Origin of the sequence: Coprococcus sp. TM115-187, from assembly GCF_027679115.1 — a bacterium.
GTDB lineage: Bacteria > Bacillota > Clostridia > Lachnospirales > Lachnospiraceae > Allocoprococcus > Allocoprococcus comes.
The window spans coordinates 65,192-91,363 of the sequence record NZ_JAQEKS010000011.1 but is presented as its reverse complement, the minus strand read 5'-3'; the positions used below and the strand labels follow the sequence as shown (position 1 = coordinate 91,363).

Below are 26,172 nucleotides of genomic sequence, written 5' to 3'. Positions count from 1 at the left end.
CTTTTTGTACTTTTCAGCATATGCTGATATCTGAATATTTTATCATATTCCCTTACTGCTGTACAGTTCTATTTCTTTTTCTTTGGTACAACGTGGATCGCTCCACCCTCTGCTTCTTCCAGGGCTTCTCCGATTCCTTCATTATACGTCGGATGTGCACGCATTCCCTTCAAAAGCTGTGCAACCGTCATTTTGTTTGCGATCGCAGTTACAAATTCACCGATCATGTCTGTGGCTCTTGCACACATCATCTGTGCTCCGAGAATCACATCTGTCTCTTCATCTGCCACGATCTTGATAAATCCTCTTTCTTCTTTTGTAATAAGCGATTTACCATTGGCACTCATGATAAATTTACCAGTCTTCACTTTGATTCCCTGTTCTTTGGCTGCATCTTCGGTAACACCTGCTGATGCGATTTCCGGATCTGTATAAACACACCCCGGAACCACATCCAGATTCACAGAAGGTTCTTTTCCCGCCAGCTGTTCTGCAACAACGATTCCCTGTGCACTTGCTGCATGGGCAAGCTGTGCACCAAAGATCAGATCACCGATCGCATAGACTCCCGGAATACTGCTTTCGAATTTATCATTTACAAGAACACGTCCTCTTTCCATATCCGGAGCAGCACCTTCTGCAAATAATCCGTCGGTATTCGGGCATCTTCCGACTGCACACAGAACATATTCTGCTTCTACAGTCTGTTCTTTTTCTTTTTCAACGAAGGTACATACACAGGTATCCCCTTCCATATGCACACCCTGTACTGCTGCTGATGTATGGCTTTCTACGCCACGTTTCTTCAGGATCAATTTCAGGTTCTGTGCAATCTCTTTATCCATATTTGGAACCAGACGCGGCATTGCTTCAAGAATGGTAACCTTAGATCCAAGTGCGGAATATACGGTAGCAAATTCTACACTGATCACACCGCCACCGATGATAACCAGACTCTTTGGAACTTCTCTCATCTTGAAGAGTTCATCACTTGTCAGAACTCTCGCAAGATCCATTCCCGGTATTGGAAGAATCAGTGATTTGGAACCAGAAGCCAGAATGACATTCTCTGCTTCAATAGACTGTTCTTCATTCCCTGTAATCTTAACTTTTTTCCCCTCAAAAAGTGTGCCTTTTCCATGATATCTTGTTACGCCGTTTGCCTGCAGGAGCTGTTCTACTCCCTGAACAAGCTGTCCGGTTGTCTGCTCCTTATATTCCAGAATTTTTTCAAAATCATAAGTAACATCTGATGCTGAAATTCCGAAGCGGTCCGCTTCTTTGATTTCACGATATAATGTCGATGCATGAATCATTGCTTTTGCCGGAATACATCCTCTGTTCAGGCATGTTCCCCCGACTTCTCTCTCTTCGATCACTGCGGTCTTCATTCCAAGCTTCGCAGATTTAATTGCTGCCACATATCCTCCCGGACCGGCTCCAATTACTACTACATCAAACTTCTCGCTCATTTTATTTCATCCTCCTACAGTTCCTCGCCCTGAATCCATTCGATAATGTCTTTCATCATCTCTTCTTCCTGTGGATCATCTGACCAGAACAGCCCCAATTCCGTACAGATACTTTCCTTTCTGTACTTCAGTCCTTTCAGATACTTCGGAAGTGCATGTATGAAATCCGGATTCAGTGCATCCGACCATGCAATTGCATCCTTGATCTTTCCTGATTCTACTGCAAACTGAAGTGTAATTCCTCCCCATCCAAAACGGTGGGAAAGCTCATACTGAAAATCAATTTTTCTGCCATAGAGCCAGTTCCATGAAGAGAAAAATTTCTCTCTTTCTGCAATTACTCCGGTATCAAGATCTTCTATTTTTTTATCACGTATCTTTAATCCGTATACCTTTTCAAATGACTGCTTAAGTGCCACCTTCAGTTCTTCCATTGTAAGCTCCGGAAGATAATCTCTTAAATTTGTCACTCTGGATTTTACCGAATCAACCCCCTTTGATTTCAGTTTATCCTTTGATACAGTCAGATATCTGGATAAGGTTTCCATGTTTACTCCTACCATGATCGTGCCATGGTGATAGCAATGTTTTTCCTGCTCATAAAACGCATTTCCCGAGAATTTCTTTCCATCGATCAGGATATCGTTACGCCCGGATTTTTCAGCCTTCAATCCAAGGATCCCCATCGCTCCTATGATTACCTGCAGTTGCCGGTTCAGATCATATTCTTCTTTACTGATCAGAAATGTGAAGTTCATATTTCCCAGATCATGGTACACAGCTCCACCACCTGACAGGCGCCTGGCAAGATGACCACCTTCTTCTTCCAGCTTTGTTGTTCTACATTCTTTCCAAGCATTTTGATTCCGTCCGATAACAACTGTATTCTGATTCTGCCACAAATAAAGAATACATTCTTTATCCTCGCAGTGGAGGAGCAAATACTCCTCCACTGCAAGATTTCTATATGGACTGAACTGATTGCTTTCAATATAAGTAATCTTTTCAATCATAGTTTTTCCCTCGCTTTAAGCTATAACTTATTAGTCCTGCCATTCATATCGCAGATATGGATGTCTTGCTGCTCCAACCTCATCCACTCTTGTAACCGGTGTTGTAACAGGAGCCTGATGAAGCTGTTCGGCATCTGTTTCTGCAATTTCATACAGTTTGCGTAATACTTCTACTGCTTCATCCAGAGTTTCTTTGGACTCTGTCTCTGTCGGCTCTACCATCAGTGCTTCCTCAACGATCAGCGGGAAGTACATTGTCGGTGGATGTATACCGTTATCAAGAAGTCCTTTTGCAATATCCATTGCAGAAATTCCTGTTTTCTTTTTCAGATCTGCAAGACTCATTACGAATTCATGCATACATACCTCGTCATACGCCATTGTATAAAGGTCTTTCAGCTTGTTCATCATGTAATTTGCATTCAGAACTGCATTCTGGCTCGCTTCCGGAATACCTTCGCGTCCCAGTGTCTTCACATAGGTAAGTGCTTTTACGATGACTGTAAAGTTTCCATAGAAGCTCTTCATCTCACCGATGCTCTGTGGTTCTTTTACAAATTTCAGTTCTTCTTCTCCATCTACTACATAAGACGGAAGGAACGGAACCAGCATGCTCTTGCATCCAACAGGTCCGCTTCCAGGACCACCGCCACCGTGCGGAGTTGAGAAGGTTTTGTGAAGATTCAGATGGATCACATCAAATCCCATATCTCCAGGGCGAACAGTTCCCATAACTGCATTTAAGTTTGCTCCGTCATAGTAGCAAAGTCCGCCACAGTTATGAACGATCTCCGTGATCTTCAGGATATTCTTATCGAAAAGTCCTACCGTATTTGGATTGGTAAGCATAAGTCCTGCTGTATCCTCTCCGCATACTTCCTGTAATTTTTCAAGATCAACACCACCATCCGGTGCAGATTCAATGCTGACTACCTGGAATCCTGCCATTGCCGCACTTGCCGGGTTGGTTCCATGTGCAGAGTCCGGAACGATGATTTTCTTTCTCTTTTCGTCTCCACGGCTCTTATGATATGCTTTGATCAAAAGGAGCCCTGTAAACTCTCCGTGAGCACCGGCTGCCGGCTGGAATGTCATACGATCCATACCTGTGATCTCGCAAAGCAGATTTTCTGATTCCTTGATGATTTCCAGGCATCCCTGTACCGTATGTGCCGGCTGCAGTGGATGGATCTCTGTGAATCCCGGAAGTGCTGCCATATCTTCATTGATCTTCGGATTGTATTTCATTGTACAAGATCCGAGAGGATAGAAACCATCATTCACACCATGTGATTTCTTTGCAAGCTCTGTATAATGTCTGCTCAGTTCAATCTCAGAAAGCTCTGGCAGATGAAGTTTTTTCTCTCTTTTATCTTTTTCCTGTGGAAGTGTTACTTCTACATCGCATTCTGGCAGTAAATCGCAACCTCTTCCAGGTCTGCTTTTTTCAAATATTAACATTACTGCACCTCCTTCAGAATCTGAACAACTGCGTCCATCTCTTCTTTGGTATTCACTTCTGTACAGCACCACAGGATTCTGTGTTCGTCAAGCGGAAATCCTCCAAGGATTCCTTTTTCCTCAAGTGCTGCAAGTGCTTTTGCGGCCGGAACATCGGATACAGTTACGAATTCATGGAAAAATTCTCCTTTGTTCTCGGTCTGATATCCAACTTTTGCAAGTTCTGCTGAAAGATAATGTGCTTTTGAAGTTGAAAGTGTTGCTGCTTTCTTAATCCCTTCATTGCCCATTGTTGCCAGATAAACGCCTACTGCAAGTGCGCAGAGTGCCTGGTTTGAGCAGATATTGCTGGATGCTTTTTCACGACGGATATGCTGTTCTCTTGCCTGAAGAGTAAGTACATAACCTTTCTTTCCATTGTGGTCTTCTGTCTGTCCAACGATACGTCCCGGAAGATTTCTCATCATCTTCTGTGTTGCAGCCATAAATCCAAGATATGGTCCGCCGAATGCAATAGAAAGTCCAAGTGGCTGTCCTTCGCCAACTGCCACATCAGCTCCATATTCTGCCGGTGTCTTTACTACACCGAGAGAAATCGGATTGACATTCATCACATATTTCGCACCAGCTCCATGTGTGATCTCACCAATCTCGGCTGCTTCTTCCAGATTACCGTAATAGTTCGGATGTTGGATCAGTACACATGCTGTCTGTGCATCTACATGTTCTTTCAGATATTCCATATCTGTAAGTCCGTCTTTTTCCGGAATTACTTCTATTTCCATTTCATTACCGAAGCAGTATGTTTTGATTGTTTCAAGAACATATGGATTCACGGTAGCTGAAACAAGTGCTTTGCTGCGTTTTCTGTCACGGCACATTGCCACACCTTCTGCGGATGCTTCTGCACCATCATATACGCAGGCATTGGAAATATCCATTCCTGTCAGATCACAGATCATGGTCTGATATTCAAAGATCGACTGCAGGATTCCCTGGCTGATCTCTGCCTGATAAGGAGTATATGCAGTTAATAAATTTTCTTTTGAAATCACGCTCTTTACTGTTGCCGGAATAAAATGCCGGTAAGCGCCTGCGCCGCGGAAAATCGTCTTAAAGACCTGATTCTTTGCAGCAATATTTTCCATATCACGACGTACTTCTAATTCTGTTTTTCCTTCCGGAATATTAAGACCGCCCTGGATCTTTACTTCTGCCGGAATGTGTGCGAACAGATCATCAATTGTCTGAAACCCGATTTCTTTCAGCATTTCCTGACGCTGTTCTTTTGTATTCGGTACATAGCTTCCCATAAATGGTCCACCGCCTTTCCCTGATTATTCTTCGCTTGCTACAAATGCCTCATATTCTTCTGCTGAAAGAAGTTCCTCTGTTCCCGATACATCTTTTACTTTGATGAACCATGCATCATACGGAGCGCCATTGATCTTTTCTGGTGCGTCAAGAAGTTCTTCGTTGATTTCTTCAACTTCTCCTGTTACCGGTGAGTATACATCTGATACCGCTTTTACAGATTCAACATCTCCAAATACTTCTCCTGCCTCTACACTGTCTCCGGCTTCCGGAAGATTTACAAATACGAGATCGCCGAGTGCTGACTGTGCATAATCCGTAAGACCAATTGTCCAGACTCCGCCTTCTTCTTTTACCCATTCGTGTGATTTTGTATATTTTAATTCTGCTCTAACTTCCATGATTTTAATCTCCTTTTCTTTTCAACTGCCGGTCGCCTTTTCCAAACACTCTCTATCGCTTTTTCTGCGACCGACCTGTTAATCTATTTTCGTTATTATTTTCTTTTATTTTGCTCTCTTATAGAACGGAAGCTGCACAACTTCTGCTTCCACTCTTCTTCCACGTACATCTGCTTCTACCTTGTCGCCAATTGCTACGCTTCCGGCATCAACAAGTGCCATAGCAATCGGATATCCAAGATAAGGACAATGTGTTCCGGATGTTGTATGTCCGATCTTCTGATCTCCAACATACAGATCCTGATGTTCACGGATGATTCCTCTTCCTGTTACTTTAAGACCAATTCTTTCGATCTTTGGTGTTCCTCTGTCTTCCATGGCTTTCTTTCCGATGAATTCGTCTTTCTTCATCTTAACACCGAAGTTCAGACCTGTTTCAAGAGGTGATACTTCATCATCCATCTCATGTCCGTAAAGAGGCATTGCTGCTTCCATACGAAGTGTATCACGTGCACCAAGTCCACAAGGGATCAGTCCCTCTTCTTTTCCAGCTTCAAGAAGTGTCTCCCACATCTTTTCTGCAAGATCACTTGCCAGGTAGATCTCTACTCCATCTTCGCCGGTATATCCTGTTTTGGATACGATGCAAGGCATTCCGGCAACTTCTGCACCAAATACTGCATGATAATATTTCTTTGGAATACTTTCTTCTGTTGTAAGTTTTCTTAAAATTTCCATCGCCTTCGGTCCCTGAAGAGCGATCTGTCCATACTGGTCGGATACGTCTGTAAATGTAACTTCTCCTGACTGATGTGCGAGCATCCACTGATAATCCTTATCCTTGTTTGCTGCATTTACTACGATAAAATAGTGATCATCTGCTCTTTTGTATACGATCAAGTCATCTACAGTTCCACCGTTCTCGTTACACATCGGGCTGTATCTTGCCTGTCCGTCTACCATATTTGTAAAATCGTTTGTAAGGATGTGCTGCAGATTGACAAGAGCATCTTTTCCTTCACAAAGGATTTCGCCCATATGAGATACATCAAAAAGTCCTGCCTGTGTACGTACTGCCATATGCTCTTTGATCACGCCTGTCTCATACTGAACCGGAAGAAGGTATCCGGCAAACGGCACGATCTTTCCACCTGCTTTTACATGAGCGTCATAAAGGGGTGTTTTTAATTCCATTATTTTTTCCTCCTGTTATTCATAAAGTGGATATTTATCGCAGATCTTTGTAACTTCGGCACGGATTTCATCTGCTTTGGTATCAAAGTCTGTAATCGTCATCTTGATCAGTTTTGCGATGGTCTTCATATCTTCTTCTTTCAGACCTCTTGTTGTAACAGCCGGTGTCCCGATACGAACTCCACTGGTCACAAACGGGCTTGCAGGATCATTCGGAACTGCATTCTTATTAACTGTGATGTAAACTTCATCCAGTCTGTTCTGAAGTTCTTTTCCTGTGATGTTCATGTTCTGAAGATCTACCAGAATCAGATGGTTGTCTGTTCCACCACTGACAAGGTTGAATCCTTCTTCAACCATGGCTTCTGCAAGTGCTTTTGCATTCTTGACAACCTGTTCCTGATAGGTTTTGAATTCCGGTTTTAATGCTTCTCCAAAGCATACAGCTTTTGCTGCGATAATGTGCATCAGAGGTCCGCCCTGTGTTCCCGGGAAGATTGCTTTGTTGATCGCTTTTGCATATTCTTCTTTGCATATGATCATTCCACCACGAGGTCCTCTGAGTGTCTTATGTGTTGTTGTTGTAACTACATCAGCATAAGGAACCGGGCTCTGGTGAAGTCCTGCTGCAACAAGACCTGCAATATGTGCCATATCTACGAAAAGATAAGCTCCAACTTCTTTTGCGATATCTGCAAAAATATCAAAACGGATCTCTCTCGGATAAGCCGAAGCTCCTGCTACGATCATCTTCGGTTTGCATTCATGTGCAAGCTTTCTGATCTCATCGTAATCCAGAACACCGTCATCATTGACATTGTAAGGTACGAAATTGTAAAGGATACCGGAAAGGTTTACCGGTGAACCATGTGTAAGATGTCCGCCGTGTGCCAGGTTCAGTCCCATAACTGTATCGCCTGGTTTGATCAGCGCCTGATATACAGCTGTATTCGCATTTGCTCCTGAATGTGGCTGTACACATACATGGTCACATCCAAATAACTTCTTTGCACGTTCGATTGCAAGATTTTCAAGAATATCTACATCCTCGCATCCGCCATAATAACGTTTTCCCGGATAACCTTCTGCATACTTGTTTGTCGGTACAGTTCCCATCGCAAGCATAACTGCCGGGCTTACGATATTCTCTGATGCGATCAGTTCAAGGTTTCTGCGCTGACGGCCAAGTTCTAACTGCAGCGCTTTTCCTACTTCTTCATCACATTCAGTAATGTAATTTGTTACATCTTCAATTCTGTTCATTCTCTTTTACCTCCTTAGAACCAACTACCTTGTCTTTTTTGCTCCCTTTTCGGTGTGCTAAATTCAGAATTTTATCGTTTATATCTGTATTTTTCCGAATATTCAACTTTTTAGGGTACAAAAAAACAGGCAAAAAAGTTTTCGTCATTGAAATCTTTTTTGTCTGCCTCTGTCCGTTCACCTGAAAGATCACCCAGACTTTTGCGCTATATAGTCCAGACTACTTCTTCGGTACAATACATATATATTGTTCTCCAGAGTGTTGTCCGAATATGTTCCTTTTGCCTGAGAGTTTCTGCTTGCCCCTTCGGCTCATGCTATACATTAAATAACGGTGCGCGCCGTCTGTACAACAAGTATCTCACATATTCATCTTCCAACCTTAACGTTAATCTCATTATATAATTGTCTTCACAATTAGTCAAGCGTTAAATAATTTTCTTTATTGTTTATTATTTGTCAGAATATTTAATAGTTTTTCCCTATAGGCATTGTTTTTATTGACTATTTTTTAACTATATCATCGATTTTCTTTGTCTAATTTCACAAATCAAATTTTTTCTCAGAATCCCATCACACTTGCCAGCATTTCCCCTGCCACAAAATAGTTTCCACTAGTAAAGTTGAATGACAAATGGGACAAATATAAGTGTTCAAATTCGATTGTTGTGCCATGGCGAGGAGACTCAAAAATTATGGAAGCCTCTGCTGACATAATTTTCGCTTTCAGAGGCTCCTCAGAATGGTTGGCACAACGGAATTTGAACACTTATATTTGTCCCATTTGTCTCACAACTTCCCCAACAAACTTTTTTGCACAAAAAGATCCGGACTTCCCAAACCTGGGAAATCCGGATCTTTTCAAATCTCTACCACTCAAATTTCTTCTCAAAGTACGCTTTGAGATCTTCAATTTTAATTCTTTCCTGCTGCATTGTATCACGGTCACGAACAGTAACTGCTCCGTCTTCTTCTGAATCGAAGTCATAAGTTACGCAGAACGGTGTTCCGATCTCATCCTGACGACGATATCTCTTACCGATATTTCCTCTGTCATCAAATTCGCAGTTGTAGTATTTGCTAAGCATAGCATAAACCTTCTCAGCACCCTCATTCAGCTTCTTGGAGAGCGGAAGCACACCGATCTTAATCGGTGCAAGTTCCGGATGGAAATGCATCACAGTACGTGTAGAACCGTCTTCCAGTTCTTCCTCATCATATGCTGCGCAAAGAAACGCAAGTACCACACGGTCAGCACCAAGTGATGGCTCGATAACGTATGGAATGTATTTTTCATTGGTCTCATCATCAAAGTAAGTCAGATCCTGTCCTGATACATTCTGATGCTGTGTCAGGTCATAATCTGTTCTGTCTGCGATTCCCCACAGCTCGCCCCATCCAAACGGGAAGAGGAATTCTACGTCTGTTGTAGCCTTGCTGTAGAAAGAAAGCTCTTCTTTGTCATGATCTCTGTAACGGATTTCCTCATCCTTAAGGCCAAGAGAGAACAGCCAGTCGAGGCAGAATTTCTTCCAGTAAGCAAACCATTCAAGGTCTGTATCCGGTTTGCAGAAGAATTCAAGTTCCATCTGTTCGAACTCACGGGTACGGAATGTAAAGTTACCCGGTGTGATCTCGTTACGGAATGATTTACCGATCTGACCAATACCAAATGGAAGTTTCTTTCTTGAAGTTCTCTGTACATTCTTAAAGTTTACGAAGATTCCCTGTGCAGTCTCAGGACGAAGGTAAACAACGTTCTTTGCATCTTCTGTTACACCCTGGAAAGTTTTGAACATCAGGTTAAATTCACGGATCTCTGTGAAATTATGTTTTCCACAAGTCGGGCACGGAACTTCATGTTCTTTAATAAATCCTTCCATCTCTTCATGTGACCATCCGTCAATGCTGTCCGGAATATCAATTCCATGCTCATGTGCATAATCTTCAATGATCTTATCTGCACGGAAACGTTCGTGACATTCCTTACAGTCCATCAGCGGATCACTGAATCCTCCCAGATGTCCGGAAGCGATCCATGTCTGCGGATTCATCAGGATTGCACAGTCAACACCTACGTTGTACGGGTTCTCCTGTACAAATTTCTTCCACCATGCTCTCTTTACGTTGTTCTTAAGTTCAACACCCAGGTTACCATAATCCCATGTATTTGCAAGCCCACCGTAGATTTCAGACCCCGGATATACAAAGCCTCTTGATTTTGCCAAAGCTACAATTTTGTCCATTGTCTTTTCTACCATAACACTAATCCTCGCATTCTTTTTATTTTTCGTTAGAAGAACAAAGCTACTTATCGCGATAACATTTATTCCTCTCTGATTCACCTATTATACCTATTGCATATAGGTTTTGCAAGCTTATCCTGCTAATTTTCGCCAGATTTGTCTTTATTTTCTAATCTAATATACAATTTTCCGGTTATTTCAGCCCTGTGAGCTGCTCCAGAATCTCAAGCGACTTGAATCTGTGATCCACGTATACATCCAGATAACGCTCCATTACCTTTCCCAGTTCCTTTAAAACCTCATCGCTTAAGGTAAAGGTATAGAGCTTTTCCACCGGTGTCCCGACAATGAACTGCATGGCATAAAGGGTAGACGTATTCAGCCGCATTCCGTCATAGACATTCTGACCGCATTCACTGCAGACCAGACCGCCCTCCTTCACACTGAACACACAGGGACGTTCCCTGTTCCCGCATCTGACACACTGAAATACCTGCGGTCCTTCCCCGCTGACACTGAGTGCCTTCAGTTCAAATATGTAGCGTACCAGCTCAAATGGAATGATCTTTTTCGTCAGCACGCGCATCGTCTGATAAAGAAGCTTCAGCATTTCCCGCTCGTCATTGGCTTCCCTTGTATAAAAATCTGCAAATTCGAGAAAATAAAATGCATAATATGCCGCTTCCACATCCGTTCGGAGCTCTGCAAAATAATTCTCGATCTCTGCCGACTGGAGAGTGTTGGAATTTCTTCCCTCATACAGCATGAATTTTCCGAAATTACAAGGCGTACATGCCCCTGCAAGCGGACTGTTCGGTCGTCTTGCCCCTTTTGCAAACGCTGATATTTTTCCTTTTTCTTTTGTCAGGATCACGACTCTTTTATCATATTCACCAATCGGTGCTACCGACAGAATCATCCCTGTCATTGTTGTTAACTGATTCACTGCATTTGTCCCCGTATTTCTCCGTTTTCGCTTTACAGACTTCCTTTTCCCGGTAGGAGAGATAATCCTCCACCCGTCCTGTCCTTGCAAACTGATCCCAGTATTCCTGATTCATCCTTCGGTCACCTCATCTTTTTCTTATGCCTTTTAAGATTAGGTTCTCCCATATTTTCAGATGCTATACTGCGTAATATCTGCCAGCTGTTTTTCAGAGAAACACCTTGACATTTTTTACTCGTCTTCTCGGTATCCGAAGTTCTTGATCAGGAAATCACTGTCTCTCCAGTCTTTCTTTACTTTTACCCAAAGTTGGAGATTTACCTTACATCCGAGCATCTGCTCGATCTCATATCTCGCCGTACTGCCGATCTTTTTCAGCATGGATCCCTGCTTGCCAATGATGATTCCTTTATGGGAATCACGTTCACAGATGATCGTTGCCTCAATATCCATCACTTTTTTACGTGCTTTCATCTTCTCGATCGATACCGCAATTCCATGTGGAATCTCCTCATTCAGGCAGTGTAGTGCTTTCTCACGGATCAGCTCTGCCACGATCTGCCTTTCCGGCTGGTCGGTAATGGTATCTTCATCATAAAACTGCGGTCCATACGGAAGATATTTCATGATGACCTTTAAAAGCTCGTCTGTATTTTCACCGGTTCTTGCAGATACCGGAACGATATCTGCAAACTGGTATACTTCGTTGTATTTTGCAATACACGGAAGAATGTCTTCCTTTTTCACGGTATCTGCCTTGTTGATGACCAGCACGACCGGTGTCGTCACCTTCCCAAGCTGCTGCACAATGTGCTGCTCTCCGGCTCCTATAAAGGTACTTGGTTCAACCAGCCACAGTACCACATCCACTTCATTTAAGGTGCGCTCTGCCACATTTACCATGTAGGTCCCAAGCTTGTTTTTCGCCTTATGGATTCCCGGTGTATCAACAAATACAATCTGTCCTTCATCGGTCGTAAGTACCGTCTGGATCCGGTTTCTGGTGGTCTGTGGTTTATTCGATGTAATAGCAATCTTCTGACCGATCAGATAGTTCATAAGTGTGGATTTCCCCACATTCGGCCTGCCGATCAGCGTTACAAATCCTGATTTAAAATCTGCTCTCATGCATTCTCCTTCTAAAATAAATTCTCAACTGTCATAAACAGTTCTTTTTCTTCTTCTATCTTTGCTTCGTTTCCGATCACACAGATCTGATCATTTGCAAGTACCGCACGTGCCACACCTGCAAGTGCACGGATATCCTCCTGGTTGGCCGTAAGGATCTGTTCTCTTTCTTTTCTGATCATCTCTGCACTGACATGATTCATATAAAGGTTCATGGAACGGTCTCCCTTGGTTGCCGGAGTCATCGGCTGATCAATGTTGCTGATCGTTCCGATAATATATTTTGTCATATCGCGTTCGCTGACCGTGAAGTTCTCCAGATATTCCGGAACTCCGTCGTAGATTTCCAGGGTTCTTCCAAGATTCGGGTCACGGTAAGATACAAAATAGCCCTCACCAATGCGGTTGAAGTTACTCATGCAGCCATACGCACCACCTTTTACGCGGATATTGATCCAGAGGTATTCATAACTCATGATCACTTTCAGGATCTGCAGTGCCCCGTTATATTCCTCCCCTGCGTCGATAAAGTTGCCTGCCTTTGCCGCAAACTGTACTTTAGAAGAAGTTTTAAATCCTTCATTCTTCTTTTCACAGTGCAGGATGCATCGGCTCTCTGGCATTCTCTCCGGATAAAGAGCTTCTTTTAAGCTTCCGATCTCCTCTTCCAAAACGACAAGTCCCTCTCTTGAGGCTGTGTAACTGATCATCACATTGCCTTTTCTGAAAAGCAATTCCGACAAAGCCTTCAATCCGCTGATGATTTCTTCTTTCTTCTCATCAAAATGTTCTTCCATCTCACGGATATTCTGGTAATATTCTATTCCATTCGTCGTATCTTTGAATTTTGAAATCGGTGACTTATAAGACATTGCCCGGAGTGCTGCTGCGGAATGTCCTGCAGACAGGAAACGATCCTGCAATCTGGTCTTTGTCATAGAAAGAATCTCTTTCAGACGTTTTTCATCATCCAGTTTCGATGCTGTCAGAATCTCTTTCATCATACGGATGGCAAATGGAATCTGTCCATAAAGTGCTTTCCCTTTGATTTCAAAAGTTGCCTTGAATTCTTTTTCTTTTACTTTCGTCACATCCGGGTAAAGCTCCAGTGAAGTTCCGATTCCTCCGGTGTGTCTGTTGATTTCATTAAAAAGTTCTCCATATTCATAATGCTCAGTGTCAATGATTCCGAGAACTGCCTGCAGAAGTCCTACCATCGGGAGATCTTTCTCCGGCACATCGGAAAGGTCAAACATCAGATCCAGATAACCGATTCCGTTCGTTTCAATCTCATGGAAGACAGTCGGGATATCTGCAATCTTCATCTCTTCATTATAAATCGGTGCGATCTCGCGGGAAATATCTGCTCTTGTCAGCATCGGGATCTTCTCCAAATCCTCCTGACTTGACGGTTCTTCCTGATACTCCTGTAAATGCTTTGTATCTGCAACCAGCTTTTCGATTTCTCCCCTGCTAAGGCTTTCTTTATATGCCTGCAGTTTTTCTTTTAATTCTGCATCCAGTCTGGCTGTACGTCCCGGTTCCGGCACGATCGTAACCAGTGCTCCATGCTGATTATCCAGAAGGTATGTCTGAATCAGCTTTTCAAAATACCCGGTACTGATCTGCTCTTTTAAGAATGCAAAGGTGTCCAGCGCCTCCACATGGATAAACGGCTTTGTCTCATCATAAAGCCAGCTGTCAAATATCTGCAGACCGTACATCAGTCCCTTCGGATAGCCTCCGAAGTCTGCTTCACGGTAACGGAATTCATGGTAATTGATTCCCGCTTCCAGTGCCTTTTTGTCCATTCCGTTTTCTACAATACCTTTTAATGTATCTTCGATCACTTTTACAAATTCTGCCTTCTGCTCTTCATTCGCATTCTTTGCCACGATCGAGAAAATCGGCTGATAGGTGCTGCTGTCATAAGATCCGCTGATATCTTTTCCGATTCCTGCTTCCAGAAGTGCTTTTGTGATCGGTGCTCCCGGAGCAGAAAGCAGTGCATAATCCAGGATCTGGAATGCCAGATACAGCTTTTCATCCAGAGAAGTCCCAATGACCTTATTGTAGGAAAGATAGGTATTATCTTCTGTCGATTCATTACTTGCGATCGAATACGGCTTTGTGATATCATGCATTTTTTCAAACGGCTTCTGCAGATGGATCTCGGAATCTACTTCTTTTTTATCGTAAGCAGACAGATATTCCTGATCCAGCCAGTTTAATTTCTCTTCCATATCCATATTGCCATAGAGGTAAATATAACTGTTGGACGGATGATAATAGGTTCTGTGGAAATTCAGATATTCTTCATAAGTCAGTTCCGGAATCACATCCGGATCTCCGCCGGACTCATTTGCATAAGTCGTATCCGGGAACAGAGAATTCAGGATCATACGGTCCAGAACACCATCCGGTGAAGAAAAAGCCCCCTTCATCTCATTATAAACAACTCCGTTATAAGAAAGCTCCCCGTCTGCTTCCTCCAGATGATAGTTCCAGCCCTCCTGCCGGAAGATCTCTTCGTGTTTGTAAATATTCGGATGCAGGACTGCGTCCATATACACGTCCATCAGATTCTGAAAATCCTTTTCATTACAGCTTGCAACCGGATATACGGTCTTGTCCGGATAAGTCATCGCATTCAAAAAGGTGTTCAAAGATCCTTTTACCAGTTCCACAAACGGATCCTTGGTCGGAAACTTTTCCGAGCCACACAGAACAGTATGTTCCATGATATGTGGCACTCCGGTACTGTTCGTGGTCGGTGTGCGGAATCCGATATTAAATACTTTATTTTCATCATCATTGGAGATCAGAAGCACCCTCGCACCGCTCTTTTTATGTCTTAAAAGCGCTCCTTCCGATTTCAGATCCGGAAGAGGTCTGTGCTCAATGATCTCATATGCTGTAAGCTTTGTTAAATCCATATATGATTTCCTCCAAGTTCTGTAGTTAGTCTCATAAATAACATTGTACACATTTCTTTGATTTGATACAAGGTCTTGGTGGGAAATGTTTTCCATAATCCGATGTACCTTCCCAGTTCTTTATGATTTTTCCGTCAACTATTAGAAACACGCTCCGCGAGTTTCTCAAGTTATCGCGTCAGTCGCCAAGGTCTCGTGCAAGCACGGACTTTGATTCGTTGCTCGCGTAAATAAAATAAGGAACAGCTACGAAAGCCATTCCTCATTTTCTCTGTTATGCTTCTTTCTTCTGTGAAAAAGCTGTTGTCTGCTTTTTCTGTGAAAATTTCATGAATGTCACAAAGACAAGCATCATGATGATTCCTGCCGGAAGTGCGATCCATGCACTCTGTACGAATCCGGCAATAATATAAGTGATAAACGAAATCGCCGCGCAGCTTGCCGCATATGGAAGCTGTGTATTGACATGATTAATATGATTGCACTGTGCACCAGCAGATGCCATGATCGTTGTATCCGAAATCGGTGAACAGTGGTCACCACAAACTGCTCCGGCCATACATGCGGAGATAGCAATGATCATCATCGTCTCATTCTTTCCTTCAAATGCATGTACCACGATCGGGATCAGGATTCCGAATGTTCCCCAACTTGTACCGGTTGCAAATGCAAGAAAGCATCCCACAAGGAAGATGATTGCCGGAAGAAGATTTACCATACCTTCCGCACTTCCGGCTACAATGCCTGCTACATATTCTGCCGCTCCAAGACTGTCGGTCATAGATTTCAGCGTCCATGCAAAAACAAGAATCAGGATTGCCGGAACCATCGCCTTAAATCCGTCCGGGAGACATGCCATACACTCATCGAATTTCAGCACACGTCTTACCAGATACAGCACGATTGTGATCACAAAAGCAAAGAAGCTTCCATACACCAGTCCCTGGGAAGCATCACTTCCAGAAAATGCTTCTACAAAACCGACTCCGTCAAAGAACCCACCGGTGTAGATCATTCCGATCACACAGCAGATGATCAGTGAAATGATCGGGATCAGAAGATCCATTACTTTTCCTTTACAGTTATCCACTGCCTCTTCCTCCGTATTTGCATACGGTCTGTCCGGTGTGGTGTAAATATCACCTTTTTTTGCATTATCTTCATGAACCTTCATCGGACCATACTCAACCTTCATCACAACCATTGCGATCATCATCAGGATAGTAAGGATTGCATAGAAGTTATATGGAATTGCACGGATAAATATTGAAAATCCATCTTCACCTTCTACAAAACCGGTAACGGCTGCTGCCCAGGATGAAATCGGTGCAATGATACATACCGGAGCTGCTGTCGCATCGATCAGATACGCAAGCTTTGCTCTGGAAACATTCTGCGCATCCGTTACCGGACGCATCACGCTTCCGACTGTCAGACAGTTAAAATAGTCATCGATAAAGATCAGCACACCAAGAATGATTGTTGCCAGCTGTGCACCTACACGGCTCTTGATATGGGTACTTGCCCATTCACCGAATGCGGCAGATCCTCCTGCCTTATTCATCAGGCAGACCATGGTTCCTAAGATAACCAGGAAGATCAGGATTCCCACATTATAGCTGTCAGAAAGAACAGCTACGATCCCTTCCTGAAAAATATGGGTGATGGTTCCTTCAAAGGAAAATCCGGAATAGAATATTCCACCTACTAAAATTCCTACAAATAATGAGCTGTACACTTCTTTTGTGATCAGTGCCAGTGCGATCGCAACCACCGGTGGAACCAGTGACCAGATGCTGGCATACATCTTCGGTACATACTCCTCCGCGTCTGCTGCAAAGGTGACAAGGGGACTTGCCATTACGCAGATCATTACAGCTGCGAGCAGACTGCTTAACTTTCTCATTTTTTCTCTCAATTAAAATACCTCCTGTTTTAAAACATAAAAATGCCATGAATAACGCTTGCACCGGCAAAACGCATTCATGGCATGTAAAGTCTTCCTTAAATGTTCTTCCGATAGCGCTCCACGTGTGTGACAGTACGCTGCATCTTCTGCATCGTCCCAGAAACCGGGGTTGGGGTTCCGGCTCCTTCGGCGGTATTTCCTTTCTCTTCTGTCGGCTTCCCTGCCGCATCTTTCAGAAGGTACTGATAAATCCCGCGCCTCTATCAAGCTGAATATTCATCATTTTCTTTATCAACCATACTACAAAATTTTCATTTTTGCAAGAGATAATTTCTATTTTACAATATCTACCGCTTCTTTTGTCATTTCTTTGATCTTTTCAAATTCTCCGCCATTTATCAGAGCATCCTTTACCATCCAGGTTCCGCCGCATGCGAGTACCTTGTCAAATGCAAGATAGTCTTTGACATTCTGTGGACCTACAACACATTTGCAGGCGGTGTGCAGCGCAAGTTCTTTTGTGTACGCGTCCCCTTTTGAATCCCCAAAACCAAAAAGGAGCCAGAGACTTTCGTCCCTGACTCCTCATTAAAGTCAATCTTATTCTTCAGAACCGTACAGTGTAACGAGTTTCTGCAGATATGCATATCTAGCTTTTGCTTCTTCTTCGTTCTTAGCAAACAGAACTTTAGCCTTTTCAGGATTGAATCTGGCAAGAGCGTTGTAACGAACTTCACCGTTAAGGAATTCTTCGTATCCGGCAAGATCTGGTGCCTTGCTGTCAAGAGTGAACTTAGATCCTTCTGCTTCTGGATTGAAACGGAAGTTGTTCCAGTATCCACATTCAACTGCAAGCTGTTCTTCTGTCTGAGCTTTGCTCATACCTTTCTTGATACCATGGTTGATACATGGAGCGTAAGCGATGATCAGGGATGGTCCCGGATATGCTTCAGCTTCTGCGATAGCTTTTACAGTCTGGTTGAAGTCAGCACCCATAGCGATCTGTGCAACGTATACGTAACCGTAGCTCATTGCGATAGAAGCAAGGTCTTTCTTCTTAGTTTCTTTTCCGCCTGCTGCGAACTGAGCGATAGCACCAGTCTTAGTAGACTTAGAAGACTGTCCACCTGTATTAGAGTAAACTTCTGTATCGAATACCATTACGTTGATGTCTTTTCCACTTGCAAGTACGTGGTCAACACCACCGAATCCGATATCGTAAGCCCATCCGTCACCACCGAAGATCCACTGGGATTTCTTAGCAAGGAAGTCTTTCTTTTCTACGATATCTTTGCATGTCGGGCACTCGCATCCTTCTAATGCAGCAACAAGTTTGTCTGTAGCTGTTCCGTTAGTAGCTCCGCATCCGTATGTTTCAAGCCATTCGTTGCAAGCAGCTTTTGCTTCTTCGCTGGCTTTATCTGATGCAGCAACTTCTTCTACTTTCGCTTTCAGACCTTCTCTGATTGCTTTCTGAGCAAGTAACATACCATAACCGAACTCAGCAGCATCTTCGAACAGTGAGTTAGACCAAGCCGGTCCCTGTCCCTTAGAGTTTACTGTGTAAGGTGTAGACGGTGATGAGTTACCCCAGATAGATGAGCAACCTGTTGCATTAGCGATGTACATTCTGTCACCGAATAACTGTGTGATAAGTTTAGCGTATGGAGTCTCTCCACATCCAGCACAAGCTCCTGAGAACTCAAGCAGTGGCTGTTTGAACTGAGATCCTTTTACTGTATTTTCTTTAAATTTAGCAACAACTTCTGGTTTTACTTCGATTTCTGTACCAAAGTCAAAGTATACCTGTTCTCCTGCGTTCTCTTCCATGTTACCCATAACAAGAGCTTTTTCACCCTTCTTACCTGGGCAGACATTTGCACAAGAGCCACATCCTGTACAGTCATAAGCTGATACAGTCATTGTGAACTTCATTCCCGGCATACCGATCATGTCGATTGCTTTCAGTCCTTCTGGTGCTTTTGCAAGTTCTTCTTCTGTAAGAGCTACCGGACGGATTGCAGCGTGCGGACATACATATGCACAACGGTTACACTGGATACATGTCTCTGACTGCCAGATCGGGATATCTACAGCGATACCACGTTTTTCGTATGCAGCTGTTCCTGACGGTGTAGATCCATCTACATAATCTTTGAATGCAGATACAGGCAATGTATTACCTTCCTGAGCATTAACCTTAGCCTGAATATTCTTAACGAATGCTACTGCATCTTCTCTTCCACCCTTAACTTCTGGTGTGAACAGACCTTCGTCTTCGCAGTTCTTCCAGCTTTCCGGTACTTCGACAGCGTTAACCTGCTTAGCTCCGGCATCGATAGCATCGTAGTTCATCTGTACGATCTTATCACCCTTCTTACCGTATGTAGCTTTTGCAGCTTTCTTCATAAGGTCGATAGCTTCTTCTTCCGGAATGATATTAGCCAGTTTGAAGAATGCAGACTGAAGAACTGTATTGATACGTCCGCCAAGTCCGATTTCTTTACCGATCTTGATACCATCGATTGTGTAGAATTTGATGTCATGGTTAGCGATGAATGCTTTTACCTGTCCTGGAAGATGTTTGTCCAGTTCTTCTACTGTCCATGGGCAGTTAAGAAGGAATGTACCACCATCTACAAGTTCCTGAACCATGTTGTATTTGTTGATATATGACGGGTTATGGCATGCAACAAAGTTTGCTTTGTGAATCAGGTAAGTAGATTTAATTGGTTTCTTACCGAAACGGAGGTGAGACATTGTAACACCACCGGATTTCTTTGAGTCATAATCAAAGTAAGCCTGTGCATACATATCTGTGTTATCACCGATGATCTTGATAGAGTTCTTGTTAGCTCCGACTGTTCCGTCAGCTCCAAGTCCCCAGAACTTACAGTTGATTGTTCCTTCCGGTGTTGTAACCAGTGGAGCACCTACTTCAAGAGAAAGTCCTGTTACATCATCAACGATACCGATTGTGAATTTAGCTTTTGCTTCATTTTCAAATACAGCAACAACCTGAGCCGGTGTTGTATCTTTAGAACCAAGTCCGTAACGTCCTGAGTTGATCTTAACAGCATCGAATTTTGTTCCTTTAAGAGCTGCAACAACGTCAAGGTACAGAGGTTCTCCAAGAGATCCTGGTTCTTTTGTTCTGTCAAGAACGTTAATGTACTTAACGGAATCCGGAATTGCATCTACAAGTGCCTGTGCGCAGAATGGTCTGTAAAGCCGAACTTTAACAACACCAACCTTCTTGCCCTGAGCAAGTAAGTAATCGATTGTTTCATCGATTGTGTCGCAAACAGATCCCATAGCGATGATTACGCTTTCAGCGTCCTCTGCACCATGGTAGTTGAACAGTTTGTAGTTTGTTCCGATCTTAGCGTTAACTTTGTCCATGTATTCCTGTACGATTGCCGGCATAGCATCGTAGTATGGGTTACATGCTTCACGAGCCTGGAAGAATGTATCCGGGTTCTGAGCTGATCCTCTTTCACATGGATGGTTCGGGTTCAGTGCATGTGCACGGAATTCCTTAATTGCATCCTTGTCTACGAGATCTTCCAGATCTTCGTAATCCCATGTTTCGATCTTCTGGATTTCGTGTGATGTACGGAAACCATCGAAGAAGTTAATGAATGGAATCTTACCTTTCAGTGCTGCACAGTGTGCAACCGGTGTCAGGTCCATAACTTCCTGTACGCTGGATTCACAGAGCATTGCGCATCCAGTCTGACGACAGGCGTAAACATCTGAATGATCACCAAAAATATTAAGAGCGTGTGAAGCTACTGCACGGGCAGATACGTTGAATACACCCGGAAGCTGTTCACCAGCAATTTTATATAAGTTAGGAATCATAAGAAGTAAGCCCTGGGAAGCTGTGTAAGTAGTAGTAAGCGCACCTGCTGACAGTGAGCCGTGTACAGTACCTGCTGCACCTGCTTCAGACTGCATTTCTGTTACCTGAACAGTCTGACCAAAAATATTCTTTCTTCCTTGTGTTGCCCATTCGTCTGTGGCTTCAGCCATTACAGATGAAGGTGTGATCGGGTAAATAGCAGCAACTTCTGTATAAGCATAAGAAGCATGAGCAGCTGCATGGTTACCATCCATGGTCTTCATTGATCTTGCCATTTTCTTTGTTCCTCCTTAGATTGTGTCAAAACTTTTACTTGTGTTAAAATTTTTCTACACTTTCGTTCGATATTATTATAGCTGTTCATATATGAAAAGTCCAGTCATTTTACTGTTCTGATTGTTCCTTTTGACGTACAAACCCTGCATTTCAAGGGGTTATTTTATGCAAACTGTAGTAAGATTAAACTATCTCGTTTCATAAAAGAGACGGACATCTGTCCGTCTCTCGCCATACATTATCAATTACTTTTTTAACAAATATTATACGTTAAATCTAAACAGGATAATATCTCCGTCCTGTACAACATAATCCTTACCTTCCAGTCTTACCAGACCTTTTTCTTTTGCAGCGTTATAAGTGCCACATGCCATCAAGTCATCATAGGATACGATTTCAGCGCGGATGAATCCTCTTTCAAAATCAGAATGGATCTTTCCTGCTGCCTGTGGTGCTTTCGTTCCTTTTTTGATTGTCCATGCACGGACTTCCGGTTCTCCTGCTGTCAGGTAACTGATCAGTCCAAGAAGGCTGTAGCTTGCCTTGATCAGCTTTTCAAGACCAGATTCCTTAAGTCCCAGTTCTTCCAGGAACATGCTCTTTTCATCATCATCAAGTTCCGCGATCTCCTGCTCAATTTCTGCACATACAACGAATACTTCGCAGTCCTCTCTTTTTGCATACTCACGGACTGCCTGTACTCCTGCATTACTTGCACCGTCATCGGCAAGATCATCTTCTGCCACATTTGCAGCAAAAATAACCGGTTTGTAGGTCAGAAGATTGTAGCTTTCCAGCCACTGCTGCTCATCTTCGTCATTGATATCGTCAAAGCTCTTTGCCATCTTTCCATCTTCCAGATGTGCTTTAATTCTTTCCATCAGTGCCAGTTCTTTTGCAATCGTCTTGTCATTTCTTGCTGCTCTGACTGCTTTGGAAATTCTTCTTTCCAGGATCTCAAGGTCTGAAAAGATCAGCTCCAGGTTGATCGTCTCAATGTCACGCAGCGGATCGATACTTCCGTCTACATGGACAATATTGCTGTCCTCGAAACAACGTACTACATGAACAATTGCATCAACCTCACGAATATTTGCAAGAAACTGGTTTCCAAGACCTTCTCCTTTGGATGCACCTTTTACAAGACCTGCGATATCTACAAACTCAATCGCTGCCGGGATGATCTTTTTGGTGTGATACATCTCACCAAGCACATTCAGACGTTCATCCGGTACAGTAACAACGCCCACATTTGGATCAATGGTACAGAATGGGTAGTTGGCTGATTCTGCTCCTGCTTTTGTCAGTGAATTGAATAAAGTACTTTTTCCTACATTCGGTAATCCTACGATTCCTAATTTCATTTTGTATATTTCCTCCTATAAATCCTTTGATTTTCAGTATAATTATCTAAATTCAGTACTCTGTATTATACCATAGCCTTTTCTCTTTGTGAATATTTAAGTTTCTGTTTTCTTTACACTTGTAAGCGACCTTATTTGTAAAACTTAATTTTCTCTAAGAAATTTGTTGCGCCTGCCGCCAATGACAGATCGTTCTTGATGAAAATTTTTTCGGTTATTTGAATTCCTGAAAACCAAAAACACTCACCCATTCCGGGTGAATGCTTTATCAAAATTTCCTTATTTTGTTGTCTATGACGCTTATTCAGATATGCCCGCATATCTGCTAAAATGTAATTGCCTGCAATTATATTTTCACGTGGATATGGGGACGTAATCCCCATCAAGTCTGCTACTCGTAAGTAATACAAAATTGTCAAAATGACAATACTTGTAATACACGGGTGGATCTTGCTCTGGTTGTAACATATTAATTCACGCGATAATAGGACCAAATGGGCACTTTCACCATTCAAGCCTATATATTATATGTCTTTCAGATAATAGCGTAAAAAACAACTGTAACAGGGCAAAGTTCACAAGAATTTCATTTCAAAGCTTAACATAGATCCTAAATAGTCACCATGTCTCTTCTATCTCTTCTTGCATATAAAATGTGTAACCGCAACATTAATAAGCAATAAAGATAATATTACACCTACAGTAATATGAATTGGCCAATAAAATGTAAAATATGACAATTTATTTTCCATATAAATTTTTACTCCAACCAAAGTTGCTGCTCCTACTGTGAACATCATTCCCACCACGCACATAAAATAATAACCGCCTTCTCCAAAGAACATTAATTTCATTTGCTTATCGGTCATCCCAATACTTTTCATAATATCAAATTCTTTTCTCCGTGCGTACATCCCGGTAAATACAACATTACAATAATTAGTCAATCCCGCAATGAATAATATGATACTTACAGCACCTAAGAGAATTCTATTTCCTCTCATATATGTTTCTTTTTGCTGCATCAGATCTGATTTGCAGATAACAAAAACTCCTGCTTCGCCGGTTCCTTCATCCATTGATACTTCTGTCATTTCGGATCGTTTCTTATTTTCCTCAGATATCAGCTCGCCAATCTGTGCTTTCACATAAGGTTCTTTTTCCGGATCAGCAGTTAATTCCATTGTTAATATCTTTTTCTCAGTCGGTATCTTTTGAAAACCTTTCTCGCTGATAAAATAATATAAGCTGCCTTCTCCATGCCAGGATTGATGTATTTCCGGAAAATTATCGCTCTGCCGGTCTAAATACCCACATAGGGTAAATGTTTCTGATTCTTTTTGAGGAAATTCGTCTTTCTCTTGTTCCTCTTCGCTCTTGAAATTGCTTAGTTCTTTTCTACGAATCGCATCTTCCCTTGAAATCAAAGTTTTAAAATATACCGGTTCACCAATTGCTTCATCTGCAAGTTTTTGCTGTTCCGGAGTCAGCATATGATCATGTATGATCAGCACGCCATTTCCCTCTTCCAAAGATTCCATATCAATATTGAGTTGATTATCCTGCACGTATTTCTTAAGTGACAAGATTTGATTTTCATCTATAACTTGTACAGTGTCCCAGCTAAATCCTTCCACCATATTGTCATCTGTAAGATTCGAAAGCCCCTCGTCATAAGGACGAATTCCCTTCTTAGATATAACCGTAGTTACATAGGCTCCTTCAATCAGATTGGAGTTCTCCCAATCGATACCATCTATCTTGTGTAGTTTTTTCTCTAACTCTTGAGAAATTGGTGCAAATTCATCATAATCATTGTCATACAACAGTTCTACACCGTCTCCCTGTGTTAACAAAGGATCCACATCGATTTCTCTGGTTTTATATTCTTCCCCACAACCCTGGCTTTTCCCGAATTCGCTAAACTCTCCTGCCAGCAAAAAATCAGGACGTTTCTCGAGCAGATACTTATAATCACATCCATTTGTAAGTACGTTCATTAAAATAAAAGACAGGACTCCCAAAAATATAGAAAGACTTGTAATTATAAATCGTACTTTATATCGTGTTATATTTTCCCATGCAATATAAAACATTTCTCCTGCCTCAGAACGTTTCAACACCAGTTTTCCAGGATGTTTTTCTTTTTTGTCACCCATATTTCCATCATAAGTGGCACTCTCAATACAAGACAGCTTCGTTATTTTTCTAATAATTTCTTCTGATGCCATCCACAAAATTCCATTTACAAATACAACAGAAAGCAAAAGAATCCACGGTCTGAAAAAGGAAAGTATTGTGTTTCCTCCCATTTCCTGATAAAAATGAACCCCTAATATTTCCGGTATCATTAAGACTAAAATCACTACAGAGAGCAAGCTTCCCAAGACAGAACCTTTTAACATAAGTGACCTCATTTGCTTCCGGTAAATTTTCGTGATTTGTCTTTCTGTAGCTCCAATTGTGTGAAGCAGTCCGAGATTTTGAATATCTTCACTCATGGATATCCAAAGAACATTACGCACAAGAAAATATATTCCACACAAAATACCTAGCGTTCCCAATATCACCAGCTCATATCCACCTGATAATTTAGAAACAGCAGTATATTGTGCTGTATCAGAAACGTATATCTTCTGTTCTGCGCTCTTCATCGGTAATGTCTGATATAATTTTTCTTCTATTTTGCTTCTGCTTAAATGATTGCTCTGACTGAAAAGTAAAGTATAGGAACCCTTTTCCAGGTTTAACTCATTAATTTTGTCATGTGAAATATATCCGGTTGCCAGTTCATTTCCAGAGTCCGTATACCAGCCACATAGTTTGAATGTTTCTTTCGAATGTTCGAACACACCTTTGTATACATCTAAGTTTATTTCCATTCCCTGGTCTGGTTCAGAAATACCAAGTTTTTTCAATGCCCGCTCCGACAATAGAATTTCATCCTTTTTCTGTGGGTAGCTTCCAATCACATTGGTATATGCAGGCTTCAAAAAATTGTTCCAGCTTTCTGAGTCAGCCCATACTACGTTGCATATCGTTTTTGCATTATCCTCTGAAATGTCTGTAGCTTCACCTACAAAAATGCTTTTCCCAACCTGTTTTATATAATCCAGTTGTTTTAATTTTGCATATTGTTCTTCTGTTCCATCTTCTATTCTGCCCGAAGAAGCAGTTCCATTTTCTCTGGTTAATCTTATTTCTTCTGCCTGTATTTTCCCAACGGAGATTCCGAATACCATGGTTATAGCAACAATACCGATTACTACTGAGCAAAATAAAATCGTATTTCTTATCTTTTTTGTGCCTGCAAAATTTTTAGCCAGGAATCGGATTATGTCTTTATTGTTATTTGGAATGTTCTTATGAAACATAATGATACCT

Annotated in this window: 17 protein-coding genes and 2 riboswitches; all 17 genes read right to left on the bottom strand. The window is 42.2% G+C overall.

The genetic code is table 11. From position 1 onward, the window contains the following. Positions 1 to 68: 68 nt before the first annotated feature. Entirely contained in the window at positions 69 to 1,472 is a 1,404-nt protein-coding gene (gene lpdA, locus PGW42_RS09345; protein WP_270203282.1) for a dihydrolipoyl dehydrogenase, read from the bottom strand. A 14-nt stretch (positions 1,473 to 1,486) separates the two neighbouring features. Further along, positions 1,487 to 2,485 (bottom strand): lipoate--protein ligase, encoded by a 999-nt coding sequence (locus PGW42_RS09340; protein ID WP_270203281.1) that lies wholly within the window; start codon positions 2,483 to 2,485, stop codon positions 1,487 to 1,489. A 30-nt stretch (positions 2,486 to 2,515) separates the two neighbouring features. After that, on the bottom strand, positions 2,516 to 3,946 hold the full coding sequence (gcvPB, locus tag PGW42_RS09335; RefSeq protein ID WP_270203280.1) for an aminomethyl-transferring glycine dehydrogenase subunit GcvPB: 1,431 nt from the start codon (positions 3,944 to 3,946) through the stop codon (positions 2,516 to 2,518). Next, positions 3,946 to 5,259 carry an aminomethyl-transferring glycine dehydrogenase subunit GcvPA gene (gene gcvPA, locus PGW42_RS09330; RefSeq protein ID WP_118198824.1) on the bottom strand — a complete coding sequence of 438 codons (1,314 nt, stop codon included), beginning with the start codon at positions 5,257 to 5,259 and terminating at the stop codon, positions 3,946 to 3,948. The genes gcvPB and gcvPA overlap by 1 nt, the downstream gene beginning before the upstream one ends. A 24-nt stretch (positions 5,260 to 5,283) precedes the next feature. Further along, positions 5,284 to 5,661 carry a glycine cleavage system protein GcvH gene (gene gcvH, locus PGW42_RS09325; protein WP_008372058.1) on the bottom strand — a complete coding sequence of 126 codons (378 nt, stop codon included), beginning with the start codon at positions 5,659 to 5,661 and terminating at the stop codon, positions 5,284 to 5,286. Positions 5,662 to 5,766: 105 nt separating this feature from the next. Next, positions 5,767 to 6,855: a glycine cleavage system aminomethyltransferase GcvT gene (gene gcvT / locus PGW42_RS09320; RefSeq protein WP_270203279.1), complete on the bottom strand. Its 1,089-nt coding sequence runs from the start codon at positions 6,853 to 6,855 to the stop codon at positions 5,767 to 5,769. Positions 6,856 to 6,870: 15 nt separating this feature from the next. Then, positions 6,871 to 8,118, bottom strand: a complete 1,248-nt coding sequence (glyA, locus tag PGW42_RS09315; RefSeq protein ID WP_270203278.1) for a serine hydroxymethyltransferase — start codon at positions 8,116 to 8,118, stop codon at positions 6,871 to 6,873. A gap of 263 nt (positions 8,119 to 8,381) precedes the next feature. Continuing rightward, positions 8,382 to 8,494: riboswitch (glycine riboswitch) on the bottom strand. Positions 8,495 to 8,987: 493 nt separating this feature from the next. Next, a complete protein-coding gene (locus PGW42_RS09310) occupies positions 8,988 to 10,379 on the bottom strand; it encodes a glycine--tRNA ligase (RefSeq protein ID WP_173826079.1) in 1,392 nt (463 codons plus the stop codon). 178 nt (positions 10,380 to 10,557) lie between these two features. Beyond that, complete coding sequence (gene recO, locus PGW42_RS09305; protein WP_173826080.1) at positions 10,558 to 11,310, bottom strand: DNA repair protein RecO; 753 nt, start codon at positions 11,308 to 11,310, stop codon at positions 10,558 to 10,560. Next, positions 11,255 to 11,425, bottom strand: coding sequence for a hypothetical protein (locus tag PGW42_RS09300; RefSeq protein ID WP_022220670.1), 171 nt, complete (start codon positions 11,423 to 11,425; stop codon positions 11,255 to 11,257). The genes recO and PGW42_RS09300 overlap by 56 nt, the downstream gene beginning before the upstream one ends. 116 nt (positions 11,426 to 11,541) lie before the next feature. After that, positions 11,542 to 12,438, bottom strand: a complete 897-nt coding sequence (era, locus tag PGW42_RS09295; protein ID WP_117555625.1) for a GTPase Era — start codon at positions 12,436 to 12,438, stop codon at positions 11,542 to 11,544. 11 nt (positions 12,439 to 12,449) lie between these two features. Then, entirely contained in the window at positions 12,450 to 15,374 is a 2,925-nt protein-coding gene (locus PGW42_RS09290; RefSeq protein ID WP_270203277.1) for an insulinase family protein, read from the bottom strand. Between the two features lie 274 nt (positions 15,375 to 15,648). Continuing rightward, positions 15,649 to 17,247, bottom strand: a complete 1,599-nt coding sequence (locus tag PGW42_RS09285) for a Na+/H+ antiporter NhaC family protein (protein ID WP_416387151.1) — start codon at positions 17,245 to 17,247, stop codon at positions 15,649 to 15,651. Between the two features lie 139 nt (positions 17,248 to 17,386). Further along, positions 17,387 to 17,554: riboswitch (Lysine riboswitch) on the bottom strand. Positions 17,555 to 17,616: 62 nt separating this feature from the next. After that, complete coding sequence (locus PGW42_RS16120; protein WP_334304019.1) at positions 17,617 to 17,790, bottom strand: hypothetical protein; 174 nt, start codon at positions 17,788 to 17,790, stop codon at positions 17,617 to 17,619. A gap of 93 nt (positions 17,791 to 17,883) precedes the next feature. Continuing rightward, the gene (gene nifJ, locus PGW42_RS09275) at positions 17,884 to 21,423 is read right to left on the bottom strand and encodes a pyruvate:ferredoxin (flavodoxin) oxidoreductase (RefSeq protein WP_118198820.1); all 3,540 of its coding nucleotides are present in this window, start codon (positions 21,421 to 21,423) and stop codon (positions 17,884 to 17,886) included. Between the two features lie 264 nt (positions 21,424 to 21,687). Then, positions 21,688 to 22,788: a redox-regulated ATPase YchF gene (gene ychF / locus PGW42_RS09270; RefSeq protein WP_022220674.1), complete on the bottom strand. Its 1,101-nt coding sequence runs from the start codon at positions 22,786 to 22,788 to the stop codon at positions 21,688 to 21,690. Between the two features lie 632 nt (positions 22,789 to 23,420). After that, entirely contained in the window at positions 23,421 to 26,162 is a 2,742-nt protein-coding gene (locus PGW42_RS09265; protein WP_270203276.1) for an ABC transporter permease, read from the bottom strand. Positions 26,163 to 26,172 lie beyond the last annotated feature (10 nt).

Coding starts and splice junctions, on each gene's coding strand:
- PGW42_RS09285 (WP_416387151.1), bottom strand. CDS start 17,247: ATGATCTGCGTAATGGCAAGTCCCCTTGTCACCTTTGCAGCAGACGCG.
- gcvPA (WP_118198824.1), bottom strand. CDS start 5,259: ATGGGAAGCTATGTACCGAATACAAAAGAACAGCGTCAGGAAATGCTG.
- gcvH (WP_008372058.1), bottom strand. CDS start 5,661: ATGGAAGTTAGAGCAGAATTAAAATATACAAAATCACACGAATGGGTA.
- PGW42_RS09340 (WP_270203281.1), bottom strand. CDS start 2,485: ATGATTGAAAAGATTACTTATATTGAAAGCAATCAGTTCAGTCCATAT.
- nifJ (WP_118198820.1), bottom strand. CDS start 21,423: ATGGCAAGATCAATGAAGACCATGGATGGTAACCATGCAGCTGCTCAT.
- PGW42_RS09290 (WP_270203277.1), bottom strand. CDS start 15,374: ATGGATTTAACAAAGCTTACAGCATATGAGATCATTGAGCACAGACCT.
- gcvPB (WP_270203280.1), bottom strand. CDS start 3,946: ATGTTAATATTTGAAAAAAGCAGACCTGGAAGAGGTTGCGATTTACTG.
- PGW42_RS09265 (WP_270203276.1), bottom strand. CDS start 26,162: ATGTTTCATAAGAACATTCCAAATAACAATAAAGACATAATCCGATTC.
- glyA (WP_270203278.1), bottom strand. CDS start 8,118: ATGAACAGAATTGAAGATGTAACAAATTACATTACTGAATGTGATGAA.
- gcvT (WP_270203279.1), bottom strand. CDS start 6,855: ATGGAATTAAAAACACCCCTTTATGACGCTCATGTAAAAGCAGGTGGA.
- PGW42_RS09310 (WP_173826079.1), bottom strand. CDS start 10,379: ATGGTAGAAAAGACAATGGACAAAATTGTAGCTTTGGCAAAATCAAGA.
- era (WP_117555625.1), bottom strand. CDS start 12,438: ATGAGAGCAGATTTTAAATCAGGATTTGTAACGCTGATCGGCAGGCCG.
- ychF (WP_022220674.1), bottom strand. CDS start 22,788: ATGAAATTAGGAATCGTAGGATTACCGAATGTAGGAAAAAGTACTTTA.
- lpdA (WP_270203282.1), bottom strand. CDS start 1,472: ATGAGCGAGAAGTTTGATGTAGTAGTAATTGGAGCCGGTCCGGGAGGA.
- PGW42_RS09300 (WP_022220670.1), bottom strand. CDS start 11,425: ATGAATCAGGAATACTGGGATCAGTTTGCAAGGACAGGACGGGTGGAG.